The sequence below is a fragment of the Burkholderia sp. TSV86 genome (genome assembly GCF_001522865.1).
GTDB lineage: Bacteria > Pseudomonadota > Gammaproteobacteria > Burkholderiales > Burkholderiaceae > Burkholderia.
Map to the genome: position 1 here is coordinate 14,979 of NZ_LOWB01000058.1, position 16,790 is coordinate 31,768.

Consider the following 16,790-nt stretch of genomic DNA (forward strand, 5'->3'; position numbering starts at 1 on the left):
TCTGCTAGCGCCGTAGGCGCTTCGCGCTGCGGCTTCGCCCTCGACGGGCGCGGGCGCTGCGCCGTCTGTATTGCACAATACAGACGAATTCGCCATACTCTGTATTGCACAATACAGAGACTAATTGACGAGGTTCGCCGATGGATGCCGCTGCCTTGAAACCGACTCCGAAAGCCTACGCAGAGCTTCAACAGGCATACGACTTTTTCAACGACGAGTTATTCGCAGGCGAGCTCCCGGCGTGCCTCATTACGTTTCAGCGCGAACGGCGATCGTATGGCTACTTCTCGAAGGAGCGATTTTTCGATCCCACGTCGGGCGAAGTGACAGACGAAATTGCGATGAATTGCAGGTATTTCGCGACCGTGCCGCTCATCGAAATCCTGCAAACGCTGGTGCATGAAATGGTGCATCTGTGGCAATTCCGATGCGGCACACCAAGCCGGAAGGGCTACCACAATCGCGAGTTCGCCGACAAGATGAAAGAGGTAGGGCTCATGCCGTCCTCGACGGGTCAGCCGGGCGGCAAGGAAGTCGGCCAGCACATGGCCGACTATCCGCTGCCGGGCGGGCCGTTCATCGTCGCGTGCGAAAAGCTGTTGCAGACAGCGTTTCGCATCACGTGGATGGATCGCTTTCCGATCCACCCGGAGCACGTAAGTACGCCAGAAGAGCTTGCGGGCGATCCATCAGCCGAAGCGCTCGTCGCGCTCGGCGCATTCGATGTTCCGGCAGAGAGCGATTCGCTCGACGGCGAGTCGCCCGCAATAGCGGGCGAGGTCAGTACGAACAACAGCAACCGCATGAAATACACATGCCCGGTCTGTGGCGACAACATTTGGGGCAAATGGGGCAAGAACAGGATTCAGGCGGGCTGCTTCCAGACCGACGAATGCAAGGGGGCTAGGTTCGAACCGCAGCAGTAGGGCACTCGTTTGCGCTCCCGCGCAAACAGGTCCGGACAGCGGCTTTCAGGGGCGAGGGCGTTGCCCTCGGGGGCGGCTCCCGCCGCTCGGCGCGAGCGCGGATTCGGCGGCGTCGTACTGCTCGACCCAATCGACGAGCTCGCGCAGGGTGTCTTTGTCGGGCTGCTCGGCGAGCGTGCGTAGCACGTGCCCGTAAAAATCGCCTTCCTTCGGAAACTCTATGCCGCGAGCGCGGAGAAACCCGGCTGCGATCCGTAGCCGGGTTTTTGCGCGCTCTGACAGGGGCTGCATCCGTCAGCCTTCTTGATCCTTGCGCGCGAGCTCGCGATCGAGTTGCGCAAGATTGATCCGGTCGAGCGACGAGATAAAGTCATCGGGCAAGCCCACGCCACGCAAGATACCGCGAGCCTTTCGTAGCACGCTCTCGACGCGCGTGACGTAGATGAATGCGACAACGAGCGAAAGCACGAACGCACCCGCGCCGATCGCCCTCGCAACGCCCGGCAGCGGCGACGACCAAGGCGCGCCCGCCGCGTCGTGCTCTACGGTGCTGGCGAACTGTTGCAGGACAAGCAATGCGACCGCCCCGACCGCCACGCCTGCCAATACCCACGCATACCGGCGCTGCTTGAACCGGCGCATTGCCAGATACGCGGCCACTTGCTCCTGCTGGCCGTCGTTGAGTTCGAGCTCGCCGGGCTCGGTGTTTTTCGTTGCGGTCATCATCAGTCTCCTACTTCGAAATCAGGTCGGTTAGCTTGTGGTGGCGAGCTTGGCGAGCGCGTCGCCGAGTTCGCGCGCGTTGAGGCTCTTGAACGTCTTGTAACGCCCGGCCTTGGTGAGCACGATTTCATCCCATATGCCGAGCGTGTCGCGGTAGATCACGCGATGCGTGCGCAAGTCCACGCCATCGCGTGCGATGTCCGAAAGCACGTTCTCAACGTCATTCGTGACGCTGCGGCCCTCGTCTTGATCGACGATGCAGACGACGTTGCCGCGTAGCTCGTAGGTGAAAGCGGCACGCGGCCCAAACAGGCTTTCGGTCATGTTCTTTGCCTCGCGGAGTTTGATATTGATCCGGCACACTGGCCCCACGCCGAACTGTACCGAAACAGGGTCGGTGAGGGGCTTGCCGCAAATGCCGCACGTACAGGCTCGCACTTCGCTTTGGGTGCTCATGGCCGGTCAGTCAGAGGGACACGGGCGCGCCGCTGAATCTCGGCCAACCCTGCGAGGCTGGATCAACAACCGGCCCGGCTTGGCGCTGCAACTCCTCGAAATCGGGATCGGTTTCCTCCCACGTGTCCGCGTCCGCGAAAACAGCGCGAGCGCCGTCGTATCCGATGAAGCGCACCAGTTCGCCATAGTTCGCGGTCGGCGTGCCGTCGCCGTCCTCGTCAACGAACACGCAGACATACATCGCGCCGACTTCAAGCGGCTTTCCCTGAATATCTTCCATCGCGTTACCTCTCCGGTTTCGTTTGAAGGATCAGCTTCGGTTACTCACGAACCAGCATGAGGCCGTTCCCGGCCATCACACCCAGCAGCGAATCGTAGCCCCACGCGAGCGCAATCGAGCCGATACCGACGCCGGCCAGCATAAGCCGCGTATGTAGCTCGACCGGAGACATAAACCACGTAACCACGAACGCCAGAAGCGACACGTAGGACAGGATTTGAAGCGGGAGATGCACCAACGGGCGCAGCCAGAGAAGCGCAAAAAACAGCGCTTTGACCAGGCCGTACAGAAGGCGGGATTTCGTCGTCATGATGCACCTCGGGGCTATTGACCACACATAACCCATTATACCTGTTACAAGCTATGGTAACAAGTGATTTTCACTCACTGTTACACTTTCCCGAAAGCCTAAAATCCAAGCGGGACAAGGCTTTGCGCCCGGTACGGCTTTCCCTCTGCAAGACAAACTAGGGCGGTTGAATACCTGTGGCGCACCGCTCCGCGCCTCGTCCAGACGGCGCGGAGGCGAAGGCATTTAGCCGTGTGTGCAGGCGTAGGACAGACAAGCCCGCCACGCATCAAACACGCTGCGCTGTGCTAGTTGTTGCGGACAGTCGCCATTGCCCGACCTGCGGAAACGCCAGCGCGGCTCGGCATCGGCTCGGCCTGCGTCGGTCGGCACAACCTCCCAACCGTCCGCGACACATACGGCGATCACCCACGGATACGGCTCGACGTATGCGCGGCACTCAGCGGCGAGCGCCTGCGCGACTTCAACGGCGGCGAGCTCGGTTCGATAGCTGTCGTGCTCGATACTGCGTCCATCGTTCCAGAGTTCGAACACTGTCCATCGCGCCGTGCGCGCGTCGGGGCCGTCGTGCTGCGGAGTTGAGATTCCGTCCACATCGGCGCACGGAAGGATCTGAAGCGCGGTAATAGCAGGGCATCGCATCGTTCCTCCCGTCCGGTTAGAAAGCAAAACCAAGCTGGCCCGTAGCGTCTGCGAACGCTTCGACGGGCGGCGCTGCGAGCTCGGCTAGCCAGGGTCGCGCGTCCTCCGCACGCCGCACCCGGTAATCGTCGCTAACCATGCACATACCCTCGGCCATGAGCTTGGCGAGCATGCCTTCTACGGCTTCCTTGACCGTTGCGCCGCCTACGGGCGAGGCGAAGTGCGACCGATAGCCCGTCTGCGAGATAAAGGGCCGGTCGAGGTCAACCGCGCGAAACTCGAAATGCGTACTGCGCACGCCGAAACCTTCGCTCACGCTCACAAGCGCTCGCATACCTTGCACGGTCGCGACGAATTCGCCCGCTTGCCCCCACTTTGGCGCGGTGCCGTCCGGGGCGCTGCATGCCTTCCTCGCGATCACACCGCCCGAATCCGGGCCTGCCATGCACCCGAAATAGGTCTTGCCGTTGAGCTTCCAGATTGCCGCCTCGTAGCGAAGCGCCGCGGCCTCGGCCGCGTCGTCATCGCTCGCCAGCACGGCATCGTTCATTGCGTCGATTGCCGCGCGAGCCTCGCAAAGAATGCCGCCGCGATCTTCGGGCATCTGCGCCGCGATCTGCTCGGCTTTCGCTTCGCGCTCGTCCCGCTCGTTCTGAATCTTCGTCATCGTTAGTACTCCTTCCTAATTGGCCCGGCGCTGTTGCAGGCCGGGCCGTGTTAGCCCTTAGCGTGCTGCCCGCTCCGCCATGTCGCGGAAGATTTGCGCGTAAAGCTGATTAGGAAACTCGGCGATGACTTCCAGCGCGTCCGTGCCGATGCGTCTACCGATAACGCGATGCGCGGTCACGGTGCCGTGCTGCGTGCTGATGGGTGCCTCGTCCTTGAAAAACAGGCTGTACTGCTTCAAGTCGTCAACGGATGAGAAGTAGAACAGGACCGGGTTAAGCGTGTCCGTGTTCCGAAAGAAAGGTGCGTTCATGCTCTGTCACTCCTGCTAGTTGAGGGTCGAGCCGGAAGCGGTTGCCGCCGCTTCGTTCCGGCTATCGCTGCGTACTATCGTGCGCCTCGATGTATCTATTATCGGTGATACCCGGCCCAAAGTCAATAGCAGTCAATAGTAAATGGTGATTATATTTACTTGCGACGGAACATGAAAAAACGGCCCGTGTGGGCCGCTCTCGCTTGCAGGTGGGCTCACCCTAGCAGGTGTTGCGCGGCGAGCTCCCACGCCTCGCCCTCGCTGTCAGCAAGGGGTATTGCGCACGCGCGCTCGGCAAGGTCCGACCCGGCAAGCGCAGAAACAAACCATTTCGCACGCTCTGCCTCGGGGATCGGCTTCCCTTCGCTGCCTGACTCGTACACCTCGCCTACGCGATAAACCGCTATACCGAGCTCTAGCAACGTGTCGTATTTCGCACGATCCAACATAGGCCCCGTCTCCTTACTTGCCTGTATCTATCCGGGCCTTCGCGTCTGCTGCCAACTGGCGCACTTGGGCCGCGAGCTCAGGCGGTAGCCATACCTCTACCTGTTCCCAATCTGCCGGGATTTCGCGCGCGATGGCCTGCACGCTCTTAACGAGCGAGTTAACGCGCTGTTTCGTCAACCCGCTTTCGTTCGCGGCTTCCACCTGTGAGAGCCCGTCAACGAGCACGCGCCGCGCGACTTCAACGTTACCGACCGTCATTCGTTTAAGGCGCGGCATAAGCGCCTTGAACTCCTTCGCCGTCATTTTTTCTGCTGCCATGATGGTTCGCATGGGTGGTTGTCTGAGGCTCGGAATTATCCGCTTACGGTCAATACCGGTCAACGGCACGGCGCGCACGCTGCTCATTGCTGCACCTTCGCCATAATTACCGCATGGGTGAGGGCGGCGACACCCTTAAGCTGCGCAATAAACGCCTCTTCGTCGTCGATCACGACACCGGGGTAACGCTCGGCAAGCTGCTCAAGCGTCTCGCGCGTCCAGTTCGTGACGACTCGGCCGTCGTCGAGCTCAAGCGCGTAGTCGATCGCGGTCGGCGTGCCGGGAATATAAAAAACCTTGCCCATGATGCTGTGCTCCGTCTGTCCCGATGGGAACTACCGGGCGGGTTTCCTCGCCCGGTAGCCTGCCGCGTTACGCCATCAGCTTGCGCATTTCATCGGCCAGAACCCACAACGCACGGTTCAACTTAACGTTTTGGTCGATGCCGGCAACCTCGCGCGTGGTCGTCGGGCGACCGTTCGCGTTACGGCCACGAAGCCCGCCCTTGGTCAAGTTCTCCTGCACGCGGTTAAAGGTCGTCCATAGATCCGGGCGCGCATCGTCCATGCGACGCGGGCGCAGAATCTGCGTTTCGGTAACGGGTGCAGCGACTTCTTCGGTGTCCCACTTGAGCTCAAGCGCCGCGCGGGCGAATGCCGTTTGCTGGCCTTCGGAAAGCGTGAGGGCTTGCATGCCTTCGCGCTGCTCGTCGGCTACCTCGAAGTTCTTCAAGACGCGGATTGCGCCCTCGATCACGTCGCCGACTACATCGCCCTTGTGCGGCACGCGCACCTCGCCGACGTTCTTGCCGCACACCATGCCGTTCTGGCACACGAAGCGGAACACGCCCGCAAGCATCTGATAGCTCGACGTGCCATCGTGGGAGTTGAGCAAAATGATTTCGTTTGCTTCCTTGCCGATGATTTGGTCGGCGTGGCGCAGGCGGATCATGTGCTTCGTGTGCTCGCGCTTGCCTTCATCGCGCACGCGGGTCTGTGCAACCATGAACGGCTGGAAGCCTTCGCGGCGCAGGCCGGTCAAAACTTCGATGGTCGGAATGTAGGTGTAACGCGCCGAGCGGCTGTCGTGCGCCTCTTCGGCAAAGATCGACGGGGCAACCGTGCGGATTTGGTCGTCCGTGAGCGGAACATGCGAGCGGAGAACCGGAGCGGTGCGGCCAAACTTGGATGCGAGTTGCATGGTAAGGACTCCTAGCTAGATTGGTGGAAAGTGAGCCGGGAGCGGTTGCCGCCGCTTGGTTCCCGGCTATCGCTGCGCCGTACTGTCTAGCGCCTCGATGTATGTATTATCGGCGATACCCGGCCTAAAGTCAATAGCGGTCAATAGAAATGAATTAAAATATTTACTTGCCTTCTGGCTTGAAAGCTGCTGCTCCGAGCGGCGAGTGTTGGGAGCGGTACGTGGCTTTTGATCTAGACGGGCGCGCAAGCGACCGTCTCATTCTCTCGGGAGTGGAGCGCGGCTAGGGCGCCTGGTGGCTCTGCTCGTCGGGGTCGGTCGGTCGCGGTAAGCCCGATCTGCTGCACGAACCGGCGCGGTCAAGGGGACCGTGGAATACCGCAGTCCGCGTAGCGGGCGAGGATATGCCGCGAAAGCCCCTTGACCGGAGAAGCCGGGGCGTGTGGCAGATTTAAGGGCGATAGCGGCCGGCCGACCCCGACGAGCTACCTGCAACACGCGGAACGACCGGCAAGCCCCGCTAGGGGCGCGCAGCGCCGCTAGGCGCGGAGTAGGGGAGGGCGGCACACCCGCAAAAGCAAAAGCCCGCAGCGCGGCAACGCTACGGGCTTTCTAGGCTTCCACCAATCTAGCAGGAGTGACGGAATAGCTTCCTGCCAGTGTACCTTACTCGACTGCCACCGATACGATCTGCTCGATTGTGCCGACCTCGATTTCCGTTTCGTGGCCGTCGTCCTCGTACTTGATCCACGCGAGGCCGTGTGTGCTCGGCACTTTCAGCAGCAGGCGAGCGGGCCGGCCGTCGTGGGTAACGTCAATGCCGGCAATCTTCGCCTTCGGCGGCTTGTGCGCTGCCGGCGAGCCTTCGCCGTCTGCCGGGCCTGCGTCGCCGTTCGAGCTCGTCGCGCTGCCGTGGCCGCCGTCGCCCTCGTTCGAGCTCGATGCGCTACCGTCGTCCGGTTCCTCCGGGTCGTCGTTCGAGCTCGACGCGTTGCCGCCCTCGCTCGGGTACGCATCCAGTCCGCCATTGCCGCCAATCACGCCTGCCGATCCGTTGCCGCTTGGCAGTACGGTAGGCGGGCTAGGCGGCGTCGGCGGCTCCTTGAGCTCCGCGATATACCTGCGCACCTGCGCCTGCGTGATTTCCTCGTTCTCTTCGCAGAATGCCGCGATTTCCTCGGGAAACTCTTCGTAGGCGCTGCCAAGCTGGAGCAGGGCAGTCACGTCCTGCGACTTGCCTTCGCGAATCATGGCCGCGACCGGCTCGGGCAACTTCAACAGGCGAAGGTGATTCGAAACATAGCTCGGCGACATGCCAATCTCTTGCGCAATGTCTTTCTTGCTCATGCCCTCCTTAACCTTCTTCTCGATCCCATGCGCAATGTCGAGCGGGTCAAGATCGGCGCGTTGGATGTTTTCGACGAGTGCGTCGATGCCGTCGTGGTCGTCATCGAGCACGGCGGGAATCGTCTCCTTGTTTCCCGCCATGACGGAACCGCGATAGCGGCGCTCGCCGTGGTTAATCTGATAGAACCCGTCGAGCTCGGTCGGCGCTTCGAGCCCCTTGCTCTGGTAGTAGAACGGCAGGCCCTTCGATTCGAAGTACGCCGCGACTTGCTCGGCGCTGACTGCGTGAACCGAAATCGGCGACTTCACGCGGCGCGCGCGAATCGACGCGGCAATGCGCTCCATCTTCTCGGGCGGAAACGTCGTGCGCGGGTTGTCGCCCGGAATGATCTTGTCGAGCGGGATTTCGAGCGGCACGCCCTTCGCGGCCTCGGCCGGCTGCTCGTTGAACGTCGCGAGATTACTGAGTGAAGTCAGATCCATTCTTAAAACCCTCCTACCTTGCTGCCAATCACATCGAACACTTCGCGCAGTTCCTTCGCCGCCTCACGCGCCGCGCTCTTGTCCACCTTCCAGACGGGCATACCATGATCGGCGGCATACGGAAACGCCGAACGGTCGCTGATCTTCGTGCGCAAAACGGTGTCCTTCTGGAACGTCAAGAGCTCTTTGAGGTGTCGCACCATTTCACGATCGTTCGCCTTGAACCGCACCGGCAACAAGCCGACGAGCTTTAATTTCGGATTCAAGTGCTGCTGTACAGCACGAATCCGCGTCAACATTTCGTTGGCGACGGGCAGGGCGTAAGAGTCGATCGTGCAGGGCACGATGACGTAATCCGCCGCGATCAGGGCCGCATTCGGCACCTTGCTATTTGCGCCCGGCGTGTCGATCACGCACCAATCGAACCGGTCGGAAATCTCATCCAGCCGCGCACGCAGGTTCGTCGCAATTTGCGGCAGGATGGCTTTCTTGTTCGCGTCTAGCTTGATTTGGTCATCCATCTTCTCGACCAGGCGTAGGTGCTCTTTGTCTGCCGAAAACAGCGTCATCGCGCCTTCGGCACCGTCGCCGTTCACCTTGACCGGCTCACTGCCAAAGAACTGATACGCACGGTTGCCGCCCTCGAACGCGCGAAGCGTATACGTGCTGCTTGCCTGCTCGTCCGCGTCGATGAACGCTACGCGCTTCTTCTCCACTTCCGAAAGATGGAAGCCGAATTGCGTCGAAAACACCGACTTGGCCGAACCGCCTTTTTGGTTCGCGACTACGAAGATTTTCATCGCTGATCCTTTCTCAATTTGTCGCGCGCCGACTTCTCCATCTGTGTGACGACCTTCGCCATTTCGGGCGGCAGTAGAGCGCTCACCTTGATCCAGTCACTCGGGATAGCAAGCCCGGATTCCTGCTCGTAGTGTTTCTGGAAGTGCTTCCAAACGGCATTCACGGCATCGCCAATGCTTTGCTGTGTCACGCCGAGCTCGCGCGCAATTTCAGACTGCGTTTTGTCGTTCACCAAGACCTGATAGGCCGCGTCAACGTTACGTTGGCTCATCCGCTTCAAGCGAGGTTTGATGGCCTTAAATTCTTCCGGGGTTAGCTTTCGCTGGATTTTCATCAGTGATCCTTGCAACCCTGCCGGGCGCGGGAACACTCGGCAGGGCAGGGGTTATTTAACTTGCTGCGCCGCTACCCGTCCTCTTGCCTCCACGCGAACCTTTGCCCTTGGCCGGTGCCGCTGCCTCCGATTCCGCGGCCGGTTGCTCGTCGAACGGCGCGCCGTCGTCGTGCCCGTTGCCGTGCCCGTCGCCCGCGTCGCTGTCGCCCGATGCGCCCGACTGGCGCTTGCCGCCGACGAAGCTGAACTCCTCGAGCACGACTTCCGCGACGGTGCGCTTAACGCCGTCCTCCGGCGTCCATTGGCGATAGCGAATCCGGCCCACGATCGCGACATTCGAGCCCGGCTTCGCGTGCTCAAGCCGACGCTTGAACGAATCGCCGAATGCCACGATGCGATGCCAGCAGGCCCGCGTTTTCCACTCGTTACCGTCCTTGTATGCCTCGTCGGTGGCGAGCGAAAAATTCACGACAGGATCGCCGTTAGGCATGAAACGCGCCGCGTCGATGTTGCCGATATTCCCTTCGAGAATGACCTTGTTGAGACTCATGATGTGACTCCTTTCGAATTGATTGACTTACAGGCAAACAACGGCGCTTGCATCCGAGGCAGATGCAGCCCCGAAAGGAGTGACGAAAACAGTAAAAAGCGCCAGAATATGAAACATTGCTAACTCCCGATTTACCTTCAAACAAGGCGGCTACAGTTCCCGCTGCTACCGCCCCGGCCATACGGCGACTGCTTACCGTATGAATCTATTATACTTGTTACAGGCACTTGTGACAAGTATATTTAGACCGTTGTTACAACTTTCTCGCGCTCAGACTTTCGTCAACGAAACCCCGTTCGACGCAGCCCCGAGCCCCGGCCGACCTCCCTCTCTGCAAGCCAAACTAGGGCCGTGGAATACCTGTGACGGCTCCGAGCGCATGTGTCCGAAGCCCAACAGTCCGGTGGACTGTTGGGTGCGGCGGTAGCCCCCCCGCCGTGGTAGCGGGCGCACGCGCGTAAGCGCGGGCGAGGGGGCGTATCCCGCCGCAGACATGCGCGCCCGACGAGCTCGAACCCGCGACGGTGTTGCATTGCCTCGCGCTCCCGCGCGTGGCACGTCGTCGATGGCTTTCAGGGGTGAGGGCGATGCCCTCGAAGCGGCTCCCGCCGCTGGCTTAGGGATGACAGCCCGAATGGGTCGAGACACGCGCAGCGTGGCTCGATGCCGCCCACGGTCACGGCGCGCGCGCCGTGAGCTCGGCTGCGGCACAACAGCCCGACCGCGACCGCAGGACGCGGGAAGCCTCAAGGTAGTACCTTGCAATAACCGGCAACCCGGCCTAGTATTCACGGGTAGTACCTTTTACTAAAGGCGCATCATGGCAACTTCGATCAAGCTCGATGACGAGCTCAAGGCTCGCATCCAACACCTTGCCGAGCAGCGGCAACGCACACCGCACTGGCTCATGCGCGAAGCGATCACGCAGTACGTCGAACGCGAAGAGGCGCGCGAAAGTTTCCGACGCGAAGCGCTCGCGTCCTGGGAGCACTACCGCGAAACCGGGCTTCACCTGACGGGCGAAGAGGTACACGCATGGCTCGACACGTGGGGCACGGACAAAGAAAAGGCGGTGCCTGAGTGCCACGAATAATCATTACCCTGAGCGCCGCGCGCGGCTTGGAGCGGTGCCGGCGTTTCTTGGAAGAGAAGGCCCCGGACGCAGCAAAGAGGGCGGCACAGACAATCAAACAGCACCTTTTGACGTTGGAGCGCTCGCCCGATATAGGCCGGCCGCTCGACGAGTCTCCCGAGCTCCGCGAGCTCATCATTCCCTTCGGTGGCGCTGGCTACGTGGCACGTTACCGATACGATCGCGGCGAAAACACGGTGTATGTACTCGCGTTTCGGCATCAACGCGAAGCCGGATATTGAGAATATGGCCCGACGAGGCAAGCGCGTAACAAGCCGTGAAAACGAGCATCCGAAATGTTCGATAACTTTAGTTATGTAAAATTACGTAGGAATCCTAACTAATCATCGGCCCTACAGCCGTGGACTGAGAGAAAAGGAGTCGCAACGATGGTCGACGAAAACAACGAAAACAAGCTGCTGGAACAACTCGGCAGCATCGCCGGTTCGCTCAAGGAAATCGCGGTACTTCGCGGCGTGGATGCGTTCTACTCACGCGATGAGCGCGCACAATTGGTCAACGATTACCTTGCACTTCGCGCTGCGGACGACGCTGCGTTCCAACGACTTCGCGACGCCGAAGGGGTGGACGCGAACACGGCAGCGCTTGAAGCACGCCGCACGACGATCGCGAACGTGGAAGCCTTCGAGAATCGTCATCCGCTCATCGAAAGGTTTGCGCGTCTGTATCCGTTCTATAAGGGGAGCCGGCAATCGTGAGAGTTAATGGCATGGCTGCGATCGCGGCTATGGTAATCGGAGCAACAGCCGTCGGCGTGGTGGCAACGAAGATCGCGAGCAACGCGGGCAAAGCCGATGCCGAGCTCGCGAAGCAACGCCTAGAGCTTGTGTGGCCGTCGTTTATGTCGATGCCGGATGGCGATCGCGCGCTTGTGGTCGGACTGGCGATGACGTGCAACCTGTCGCGCAGGCCGGCCGACGCCGGCCAGGTTGTCGCGTGCCTGAAAAGCGCGGCAAGCGATCCGAACGCGACACTGCCGAAAGGCACGGACAGGCGAGCCGTGCCGGCGCGGCTCGATGCACTGCTCCGCGAGAAACAGACGTGAAGAAAGCCCGGCATGCCGGGCTCTTTCTGGCCTGCGTCGATCAGCCCGCCGAGCGCGAACGCGCCGGCTTCTTCTCTCGACTGGCTTCGAGTTGGCCGCGTAGCTGCGCGGCCTGCTCGCCGGCTTTCTTGGCCTCCGCGCGGGCGCGCTCGGCGTCTGCGGCCGCGGCGGCCGCTTCACGCTCGAACGCCTTTGCGCGTGCCTCCGTTGCCTGCAACGACGCGCGCGTATCGGCGAGCTCGCCTGCGAGCTTGTCGGTGCGCTGTTGCTGCGCCGATAGCGTCTCTTCGGCACGCTCGCGCCGCGAGCCGGCATCTGCCAAGCGAGCGGTCAAATCATCCTTCTGCGCGGCGAGCACTGCGGCCGACTGTTCCGCCGCTACGCGTGCATGCCGCTCGGCGTCGAGCTCGCCACGCACGGCCGCGAGGTCGGTTTCCAATCGAGGCATTGCCTCAAGCCGCAACTGCGCCTTGGCGAGCTCAGTTCTCGCGAGCTCGGCCGCGTGACGTTCGCGCGCAGCTTCTTCGCGTGCCGCGTCGAGGTCGGCTGAAAGCTGACCGGCCTTCCCTTCTGCCTCGGCCTTCTCGATCGCGAGCGCTTCGAGTTCTTCATCGCGCGCGGCGATGAGCTCGGCCTGTCGCTCGTTCTCGGCGGCTAGATCTGCCGTTTCCTGCTGCTGTTCCGCGAGCTCAGCTTCAAGCGTCGCGCGAGCGGTGGTGAGCTCCGCATCCATGAAGTCGATCAGCGCCTTTTGAAGCGCGGGCGGAAGCGTGAGCGCTGCCGTTGCCTGCCGGGCCTGCCCTGCTTTCCACTGCTGCAAAAGCCTGTTGATCGTTCCCATGCTGCCGGTGTTTCCCAAGCGCTCACGCACGGCGCGCGATGTGGGCTTGGTGCCCTCGACCTTCATCGCGTCGGCGATCGCGTTGACCTGCTCGGCGGTAATCGTAGCTTCGCGTCCCATAACGGCTCCCGATACGTTACGTTATGATTGTTATGATACGTTACGTTATGAAAAGAAGCAATCCCCCGCTCGCGGACTTTCGTCAACGAAAGTCATCGCGCCGCAAAAGCATCAGCCGTGTGGAAAACTGGCCTGACCACACCACAAGGGTGTGGACAGCCGCCCTGCGGGCGGTTCGCCAGTTTCCGCACACTCTCCCTACGCGCTCCATGTGGACAATGCGCTTCGCGCACCGGCCGCTCGTTGGCGGCCTTTGACCACATTCCGCTTGTGCTACGAATGAAATAGAGAACCCTTTAAAACCAAGGGCACGAATACAAGGATGAGGGACTTTGAACAGCCGAAGGGGACTATGCCGATAGAGAGAAGCTATCGCGCAGAAACGCGGCGGGGCTAGCGCCACTATCCAAGGATGAGGGACTATGAACGCGGTTTCAGATATCCACTGACGGCCCCTACTGAAATGCCAAGCTCGGCCGCGATCGCTCGGACGGTCTTGCCCTCTTGGCGTAGCTGGATAGCCCGCTGACGCTTATCGTCGGCTTGGGCGAGGTATTCATCGCGGCCGACGCTGCCGGCCGTCCTGCGGCGCTTCTCGTCGGCCTTGCGCCATGACTCCCGGCGTCGCTCGATGTGCAGCGACTCGGGAATGATCGCGCGAAGCTGGACGGCAAGCTCGTCGGGAATCAGGTCGGCCAGGCGGTCGTACAGCGTGGAGCGCTTGTAGGCGTAACGCTCTTCGCGGCCGTGGCGCTGCGTATCGCGCGCGCGCCGAATGATCGACGAGCAATAGCCGCGGGCTTCCTGTTCGGTGAGCGTCGGCGTGATTTGCCGTGCGAGCGCGACTATCTCGGATTCAAGCGCCTCGGAGACGGTGAACCAGCTAAGGGCGTTCGCCATATGAAACAGGATGCGATCGCGATTGCCCTCGGCGACGCCGCCGAACCAGTGGTAATCCACGATCTTGTGCAAGTCCTGATAGCGCAGATACCAAACGTCGTAGATCGTGCCCTGCCCTGTATTCGGGCGGGGCTTCTTCGCGTTGGCTCGCACGGCGCGAATGTCGCGAACCTCGGCGCGCGTAAGCGGCAGGATCTGTTCGGCGAGCCAGTCGAACTCGTAGCGGGCCGGCGTCAGGAGCTCGGCGCGTACCTTCTGGCCGTTGTGGCCGTTGATGCTGCCGATGACGCGCAGCACGCGCGTCGCATCGGCGCTCATGCGATCGGCGCCAGTGACGCGAACGAGCTCGCGCTGGCACGCCTGCCAGCGCGGGAGCGCCATCGAGGGCGTGCGCTTGATGAGCCAGTAGAAGTGTGCGCCCCGGCCGGTATAGACGATCGTGTTCGGCTCGGGAATCTTCGCTCGTACAAGCCCGTCGAGCGCGGTTTCGACGAGAGCCGCTATATCCTGCCCGCTGTGGGCGTCAATATCGACGTAGAGGGCGTTGAACGCGGCCGTGTTTGCGATGCGACGCCACTGATAGAACTCGTTGGGCGTCACGTATACGTCGGGCTGATCGACCCACGCGGCGAGCCGGTCGCGAGCTACCTCGGCGTTGAGGGTATGCCACTGGCGGGATTGTTGAGGGGTGAAGGCGACGACGGTTTTGCGCTGCTCGACGTGAAGCAAATCGTAATGATCTGCGGGGCTCCGTAAATCGAGCCTAAGCTGTGCCTGTGCCAGTCCCATACGCTGCGCGTCCCATAGGGTTGCAAGGGGTCGCGCTCATGCGTACAATGCAGTTTGCTAGTCTGCTTTGCATGAACGTGATCCGCCAGATCATCATCTGCAACAGTCGCTTCACCCGGTCGCCTAACCGGATTCTTTACAAAAGCCCGCCTGCCAAGCGGGCTTTTGTTTTTCGGCTGCTGCTCTCACTAAATAATCAAATCTGCCAAACTTGATTATTCAGGTACTTAATTCTTGATTCTACCTGTAGCTAACTCCTGTAGGCAAGGGGTTTACCGGTCCTTATCCGCGTCCTTACTGCGTTTCGGCACAACGACGGCGGGCTTTGTCGGTGCCGGCAATTTCGGCTTCGGTGCCGCGTCGCTAATCGCTTCCTGCTTACGCGCGGCAAGTCGATCGCCCATTTTCGCGATGGCCTGCTGCACGCCTTCCAGTTGCGCCCGCTTTGCCCCTTCCTGACTGGCGACGAGCGTTGCGAACTTGCCGACAAGCGCCGGCTGCTTGCGCATCTGCTCGGCCGACGCGAACAGCTTTTCGTAGCCTCGGCCTCGGCCGTGGGAAGCTGAGCGGCGCACCTCGTCGGTGGCGAGCTTCGTCGTCGATGCAATCTCGTCGGCCGGCGCGGCTCGGTCCTTCATCTGCTTCACGACGCCGCCCCAACCTGTCGCGAGGTCGCGCTTCTCGTCGAGCGTCATTTCCCGGTTGCGCTCGATTTCGAGTGCCTGACGCGCGGCCGGCGTCTCGATCCAGCGATCACGGTCGAGCTCGTTTCGATAGATCGCTGCACCGTCTCGATTGAATAGCGTGAGCTTGTCGAGCGCCTTGTTTCGCTCTAGGAGCTCAAGGCTCGTCGGCAAGCCGCTATACGCGCGTTCGTGCTGCTCCTTCGTCGCAAAGCGGCCGACGCCCTGCGCCTGCATCTGATTCTCGTAGCGCTTGTGAATGTGGAGGGTGCTCACAAGGTCGTTGACGGCCATCACGCGGCCCTCGACGGTATAGCCTGCCTCGCGCAAGCGTGAAGCGACTGTCGCGATAGCCTGCGGGTCGCGCATGGTGCCGTCGATGACGAGGTTATAGCGCTGCTGCATCGCTTCGTGCGTGAGTGATGCCGCCCAACGGCCCGCGTCAGCATGGACAAGATCAGGCGCATTCTTGACGCCTGCACTCATCAACCGTTCGTAGTCCTTGTGATATGGACGTAACTCGTCGGCGTCCACTCGCACGGCGTTATGACCGAATTCCTTCATCGCTTGCGCGGCGATCATGGACTTGCCCGAGCCGGGTTGACCGCCAGTGAAAATCGCGCGCGGTCGTGTCTCCGGCGTGAGGCCGACGAAAGCGTCGCTGCGGATTCTGGCGAACTGCCTGTCATGCTCGGTCTGAGATAGTTTGAAATCCTCTGGTTTCATGCCGCCTGCGACTGCGCGAAACGACGTTTAACGACGGGCGCATAGTCCGCGTATACATGGTCGATCGCCTTCGCGTCGTCCGGGTCGAGCGCGCGGCGCTCTGCGAGCAACGTTTGGCGCTCGGCGTTCAGCGCATCCAAGCGCTTCGCGTTCGGCTTCGCCTTGGCTTCCTCGTCGGCCTGCGCGCGCGTGTTGTGCGCGAGCATCATGTTAAGGATCTCGGCCGCGCCCTCGTAGCGCACGGCCTTGTCGTCATTTATCCCTGCGATCATCGTGTCTCGCCTCCTGCTGTGCGACGCAAGACGGCTCTGCCGTCGTGTTCGTCGTGGCCGTCCGCGAACAGCGTCGCGGGCGTGGCCAGGTTGGACAGGTCGAGCTCGGCATGCACGATGCCGAGCGCGTGCAGCGTCTTTGCTGCTGCGTCGATGGTCTTGAAACGACGCACGTGCCCTCGCCTTGCTTGCACAACTCGTTCCGTCAGTCCGTACTTGACCACGATCGCGAAGCCCTGCGGCTCCCCGACAATGACGGCATGACGAATCGAGCCTGCGTCAACAAGCTCCCTCAGTGTGGTGCTGGTAATTAGTTCTCTATCGGCCATCGGTCCAACTCCATAAAGGCGTTTTCGGCCTGTCCACTATTCTAGTTTCGGCGAGCCAAAAAGGCAAAAATGGTTAACCCGGCCAATATTACCGGGCCGACCCATTCGGAGTTAGTTACGTTCTTACCGAATT

Annotated in this window: 26 protein-coding genes; 5 read left to right on the forward strand and 21 right to left on the reverse strand. The window is 61.3% G+C overall.

Annotated elements, in window-relative coordinates; translation table 11 throughout:
- Positions 1-140: 140 nt before the first annotated feature.
- Complete coding sequence (locus WS68_RS08875; RefSeq protein ID WP_059570442.1) at positions 141-926, forward strand: SprT-like domain-containing protein; 786 nt, start codon at positions 141-143, stop codon at positions 924-926.
- A 45-nt stretch (positions 927-971) separates the two neighbouring features.
- Here the strand turns inward: WS68_RS08875 and WS68_RS08880 are convergent, their stop codons facing one another.
- The 16 genes from WS68_RS08880 to WS68_RS08955 all read right to left on the reverse strand — a co-directional run bounded on the left by WS68_RS08880 (position 972) and on the right by WS68_RS08955 (position 9,799).
- Entirely contained in the window at positions 972-1,217 is a 246-nt protein-coding gene (locus WS68_RS08880) for a hypothetical protein (RefSeq protein WP_059570443.1), read from the reverse strand.
- A 3-nt stretch (positions 1,218-1,220) separates the two neighbouring features.
- The gene (locus WS68_RS08885) at positions 1,221-1,652 is read right to left on the reverse strand and encodes a hypothetical protein (RefSeq protein WP_059570444.1); all 432 of its coding nucleotides are present in this window, start codon (positions 1,650-1,652) and stop codon (positions 1,221-1,223) included.
- Positions 1,653-1,679: 27 nt separating this feature from the next.
- Positions 1,680-2,105 carry a DUF6011 domain-containing protein gene (locus tag WS68_RS08890; RefSeq protein WP_197419561.1) on the reverse strand — a complete coding sequence of 142 codons (426 nt, stop codon included), beginning with the start codon at positions 2,103-2,105 and terminating at the stop codon, positions 1,680-1,682.
- Between the two features lie 10 nt (positions 2,106-2,115).
- On the reverse strand, positions 2,116-2,385 hold the full coding sequence (locus WS68_RS08895) for a hypothetical protein (protein ID WP_059570446.1): 270 nt from the start codon (positions 2,383-2,385) through the stop codon (positions 2,116-2,118).
- Between the two features lie 40 nt (positions 2,386-2,425).
- Complete coding sequence (locus WS68_RS08900; protein ID WP_059570447.1) at positions 2,426-2,695, reverse strand: hypothetical protein; 270 nt, start codon at positions 2,693-2,695, stop codon at positions 2,426-2,428.
- A gap of 225 nt (positions 2,696-2,920) precedes the next feature.
- Entirely contained in the window at positions 2,921-3,337 is a 417-nt protein-coding gene (locus WS68_RS08905; protein WP_156429417.1) for a hypothetical protein, read from the reverse strand.
- 16 nt (positions 3,338-3,353) lie between these two features.
- Complete coding sequence (locus tag WS68_RS08910) at positions 3,354-4,004, reverse strand: hypothetical protein (RefSeq protein WP_059570449.1); 651 nt, start codon at positions 4,002-4,004, stop codon at positions 3,354-3,356.
- A 57-nt stretch (positions 4,005-4,061) separates the two neighbouring features.
- Positions 4,062-4,316: a hypothetical protein gene (locus WS68_RS08915; protein WP_059570450.1), complete on the reverse strand. Its 255-nt coding sequence runs from the start codon at positions 4,314-4,316 to the stop codon at positions 4,062-4,064.
- Positions 4,317-4,531: 215 nt separating this feature from the next.
- Complete coding sequence (locus WS68_RS08920; protein ID WP_059570451.1) at positions 4,532-4,765, reverse strand: hypothetical protein; 234 nt, start codon at positions 4,763-4,765, stop codon at positions 4,532-4,534.
- A gap of 13 nt (positions 4,766-4,778) precedes the next feature.
- Positions 4,779-5,171 carry a TrfB-related DNA-binding protein gene (locus WS68_RS08925; RefSeq protein WP_059570452.1) on the reverse strand — a complete coding sequence of 131 codons (393 nt, stop codon included), beginning with the start codon at positions 5,169-5,171 and terminating at the stop codon, positions 4,779-4,781.
- The gene (locus WS68_RS08930; RefSeq protein WP_059570453.1) at positions 5,168-5,389 is read right to left on the reverse strand and encodes a hypothetical protein; all 222 of its coding nucleotides are present in this window, start codon (positions 5,387-5,389) and stop codon (positions 5,168-5,170) included. The genes WS68_RS08925 and WS68_RS08930 overlap by 4 nt, the downstream gene beginning before the upstream one ends.
- 67 nt (positions 5,390-5,456) lie before the next feature.
- The gene (locus WS68_RS08935; RefSeq protein ID WP_059570454.1) at positions 5,457-6,284 is read right to left on the reverse strand and encodes a DUF932 domain-containing protein; all 828 of its coding nucleotides are present in this window, start codon (positions 6,282-6,284) and stop codon (positions 5,457-5,459) included.
- Positions 6,285-6,950: 666 nt separating this feature from the next.
- Positions 6,951-8,114 (reverse strand): ParB/RepB/Spo0J family partition protein, encoded by a 1,164-nt coding sequence (locus tag WS68_RS28305; protein WP_059570455.1) that lies wholly within the window; start codon positions 8,112-8,114, stop codon positions 6,951-6,953.
- Between the two features lie 2 nt (positions 8,115-8,116).
- Positions 8,117-8,914, reverse strand: a complete 798-nt coding sequence (locus WS68_RS08945) for a ParA family protein (RefSeq protein WP_059570456.1) — start codon at positions 8,912-8,914, stop codon at positions 8,117-8,119.
- On the reverse strand, positions 8,911-9,249 hold the full coding sequence (locus WS68_RS08950) for a TrfB-related DNA-binding protein (RefSeq protein WP_059570457.1): 339 nt from the start codon (positions 9,247-9,249) through the stop codon (positions 8,911-8,913). The genes WS68_RS08945 and WS68_RS08950 overlap by 4 nt, the downstream gene beginning before the upstream one ends.
- A 55-nt stretch (positions 9,250-9,304) precedes the next feature.
- Positions 9,305-9,799 (reverse strand): single-stranded DNA-binding protein, encoded by a 495-nt coding sequence (locus WS68_RS08955; protein ID WP_059570458.1) that lies wholly within the window; start codon positions 9,797-9,799, stop codon positions 9,305-9,307.
- An 820-nt stretch (positions 9,800-10,619) separates the two neighbouring features.
- On the opposite strand from WS68_RS08955, the gene WS68_RS08960 reads away from it, so the two are divergent.
- The 4 genes from WS68_RS08960 to WS68_RS08975 all read left to right on the forward strand — a co-directional run bounded on the left by WS68_RS08960 (position 10,620) and on the right by WS68_RS08975 (position 11,997).
- Complete coding sequence (locus WS68_RS08960) at positions 10,620-10,892, forward strand: CopG family ribbon-helix-helix protein (RefSeq protein WP_059570459.1); 273 nt, start codon at positions 10,620-10,622, stop codon at positions 10,890-10,892.
- The gene (locus WS68_RS08965; protein ID WP_059570460.1) at positions 10,880-11,173 is read left to right on the forward strand and encodes a type II toxin-antitoxin system RelE/ParE family toxin; all 294 of its coding nucleotides are present in this window, start codon (positions 10,880-10,882) and stop codon (positions 11,171-11,173) included. Before WS68_RS08960 ends, WS68_RS08965 begins: the two co-directional genes overlap by 13 nt.
- 147 nt (positions 11,174-11,320) lie before the next feature.
- Positions 11,321-11,650, forward strand: coding sequence for a hypothetical protein (locus tag WS68_RS08970; protein ID WP_059570461.1), 330 nt, complete (start codon positions 11,321-11,323; stop codon positions 11,648-11,650).
- Between the two features lie 29 nt (positions 11,651-11,679).
- The gene (locus WS68_RS08975) at positions 11,680-11,997 is read left to right on the forward strand and encodes a hypothetical protein (RefSeq protein ID WP_156429418.1); all 318 of its coding nucleotides are present in this window, start codon (positions 11,680-11,682) and stop codon (positions 11,995-11,997) included.
- 40 nt (positions 11,998-12,037) lie between these two features.
- On the opposite strand, the gene WS68_RS08980 is transcribed toward WS68_RS08975, so the two are convergent.
- The 5 genes from WS68_RS08980 to WS68_RS09000 all read right to left on the reverse strand — a co-directional run bounded on the left by WS68_RS08980 (position 12,038) and on the right by WS68_RS09000 (position 16,657).
- Positions 12,038-12,958 (reverse strand): DNA-binding protein, encoded by a 921-nt coding sequence (locus WS68_RS08980; RefSeq protein WP_059570463.1) that lies wholly within the window; start codon positions 12,956-12,958, stop codon positions 12,038-12,040.
- A 420-nt stretch (positions 12,959-13,378) separates the two neighbouring features.
- Positions 13,379-14,647 (reverse strand): helix-turn-helix domain-containing protein, encoded by a 1,269-nt coding sequence (locus WS68_RS08985; protein WP_156429419.1) that lies wholly within the window; start codon positions 14,645-14,647, stop codon positions 13,379-13,381.
- Between the two features lie 272 nt (positions 14,648-14,919).
- Positions 14,920-16,056, reverse strand: coding sequence for a zeta toxin family protein (locus WS68_RS08990; RefSeq protein WP_059570465.1), 1,137 nt, complete (start codon positions 16,054-16,056; stop codon positions 14,920-14,922).
- The gene (locus WS68_RS08995; protein ID WP_059570466.1) at positions 16,053-16,328 is read right to left on the reverse strand and encodes a hypothetical protein; all 276 of its coding nucleotides are present in this window, start codon (positions 16,326-16,328) and stop codon (positions 16,053-16,055) included. Before WS68_RS08995 ends, WS68_RS08990 begins: the two co-directional genes overlap by 4 nt.
- Entirely contained in the window at positions 16,325-16,657 is a 333-nt protein-coding gene (locus tag WS68_RS09000) for a hypothetical protein (protein ID WP_059570467.1), read from the reverse strand. Before WS68_RS09000 ends, WS68_RS08995 begins: the two co-directional genes overlap by 4 nt.
- Positions 16,658-16,790 lie beyond the last annotated feature (133 nt).

What these genes read in the sequence shown, in the direction of transcription:
- WS68_RS08960 (WP_059570459.1), top strand. Translation starts at nt 10,620, where the DNA reads ATGGCAACTTCGATCAAGCTCGATGACGAGCTCAAGGCTCGCATCCAA.
- WS68_RS08980 (WP_059570463.1), bottom strand. Translation starts at nt 12,958, where the DNA reads ATGGGACGCGAAGCTACGATTACCGCCGAGCAGGTCAACGCGATCGCC.
- WS68_RS08950 (WP_059570457.1), bottom strand. Translation starts at nt 9,249, where the DNA reads ATGAAAATCCAGCGAAAGCTAACCCCGGAAGAATTTAAGGCCATCAAA.
- WS68_RS09000 (WP_059570467.1), bottom strand. Translation starts at nt 16,657, where the DNA reads ATGGCCGATAGAGAACTAATTACCAGCACCACACTGAGGGAGCTTGTT.
- WS68_RS08915 (WP_059570450.1), bottom strand. Translation starts at nt 4,316, where the DNA reads ATGAACGCACCTTTCTTTCGGAACACGGACACGCTTAACCCGGTCCTG.
- WS68_RS28305 (WP_059570455.1), bottom strand. Translation starts at nt 8,114, where the DNA reads ATGGATCTGACTTCACTCAGTAATCTCGCGACGTTCAACGAGCAGCCG.
- WS68_RS08890 (WP_197419561.1), bottom strand. Translation starts at nt 2,105, where the DNA reads ATGAGCACCCAAAGCGAAGTGCGAGCCTGTACGTGCGGCATTTGCGGC.
- WS68_RS08900 (WP_059570447.1), bottom strand. Translation starts at nt 2,695, where the DNA reads ATGACGACGAAATCCCGCCTTCTGTACGGCCTGGTCAAAGCGCTGTTT.
- WS68_RS08925 (WP_059570452.1), bottom strand. Translation starts at nt 5,171, where the DNA reads ATGAGCAGCGTGCGCGCCGTGCCGTTGACCGGTATTGACCGTAAGCGG.
- WS68_RS08985 (WP_156429419.1), bottom strand. Translation starts at nt 14,647, where the DNA reads ATGGGACTGGCACAGGCACAGCTTAGGCTCGATTTACGGAGCCCCGCA.
- WS68_RS08990 (WP_059570465.1), bottom strand. Translation starts at nt 16,056, where the DNA reads ATGAAACCAGAGGATTTCAAACTATCTCAGACCGAGCATGACAGGCAG.
- WS68_RS08875 (WP_059570442.1), top strand. Translation starts at nt 141, where the DNA reads ATGGATGCCGCTGCCTTGAAACCGACTCCGAAAGCCTACGCAGAGCTT.
- WS68_RS08975 (WP_156429418.1), top strand. Translation starts at nt 11,680, where the DNA reads ATGGTAATCGGAGCAACAGCCGTCGGCGTGGTGGCAACGAAGATCGCG.
- WS68_RS08955 (WP_059570458.1), bottom strand. Translation starts at nt 9,799, where the DNA reads ATGAGTCTCAACAAGGTCATTCTCGAAGGGAATATCGGCAACATCGAC.
- WS68_RS08885 (WP_059570444.1), bottom strand. Translation starts at nt 1,652, where the DNA reads ATGATGACCGCAACGAAAAACACCGAGCCCGGCGAGCTCGAACTCAAC.
- WS68_RS08920 (WP_059570451.1), bottom strand. Translation starts at nt 4,765, where the DNA reads ATGTTGGATCGTGCGAAATACGACACGTTGCTAGAGCTCGGTATAGCG.
- WS68_RS08895 (WP_059570446.1), bottom strand. Translation starts at nt 2,385, where the DNA reads ATGGAAGATATTCAGGGAAAGCCGCTTGAAGTCGGCGCGATGTATGTC.
- WS68_RS08930 (WP_059570453.1), bottom strand. Translation starts at nt 5,389, where the DNA reads ATGGGCAAGGTTTTTTATATTCCCGGCACGCCGACCGCGATCGACTAC.
- WS68_RS08935 (WP_059570454.1), bottom strand. Translation starts at nt 6,284, where the DNA reads ATGCAACTCGCATCCAAGTTTGGCCGCACCGCTCCGGTTCTCCGCTCG.
- WS68_RS08995 (WP_059570466.1), bottom strand. Translation starts at nt 16,328, where the DNA reads ATGATCGCAGGGATAAATGACGACAAGGCCGTGCGCTACGAGGGCGCG.
- WS68_RS08905 (WP_156429417.1), bottom strand. Translation starts at nt 3,337, where the DNA reads ATGCGATGCCCTGCTATTACCGCGCTTCAGATCCTTCCGTGCGCCGAT.
- WS68_RS08945 (WP_059570456.1), bottom strand. Translation starts at nt 8,914, where the DNA reads ATGAAAATCTTCGTAGTCGCGAACCAAAAAGGCGGTTCGGCCAAGTCG.
- WS68_RS08910 (WP_059570449.1), bottom strand. Translation starts at nt 4,004, where the DNA reads ATGACGAAGATTCAGAACGAGCGGGACGAGCGCGAAGCGAAAGCCGAG.
- WS68_RS08880 (WP_059570443.1), bottom strand. Translation starts at nt 1,217, where the DNA reads ATGCAGCCCCTGTCAGAGCGCGCAAAAACCCGGCTACGGATCGCAGCC.
- WS68_RS08970 (WP_059570461.1), top strand. Translation starts at nt 11,321, where the DNA reads ATGGTCGACGAAAACAACGAAAACAAGCTGCTGGAACAACTCGGCAGC.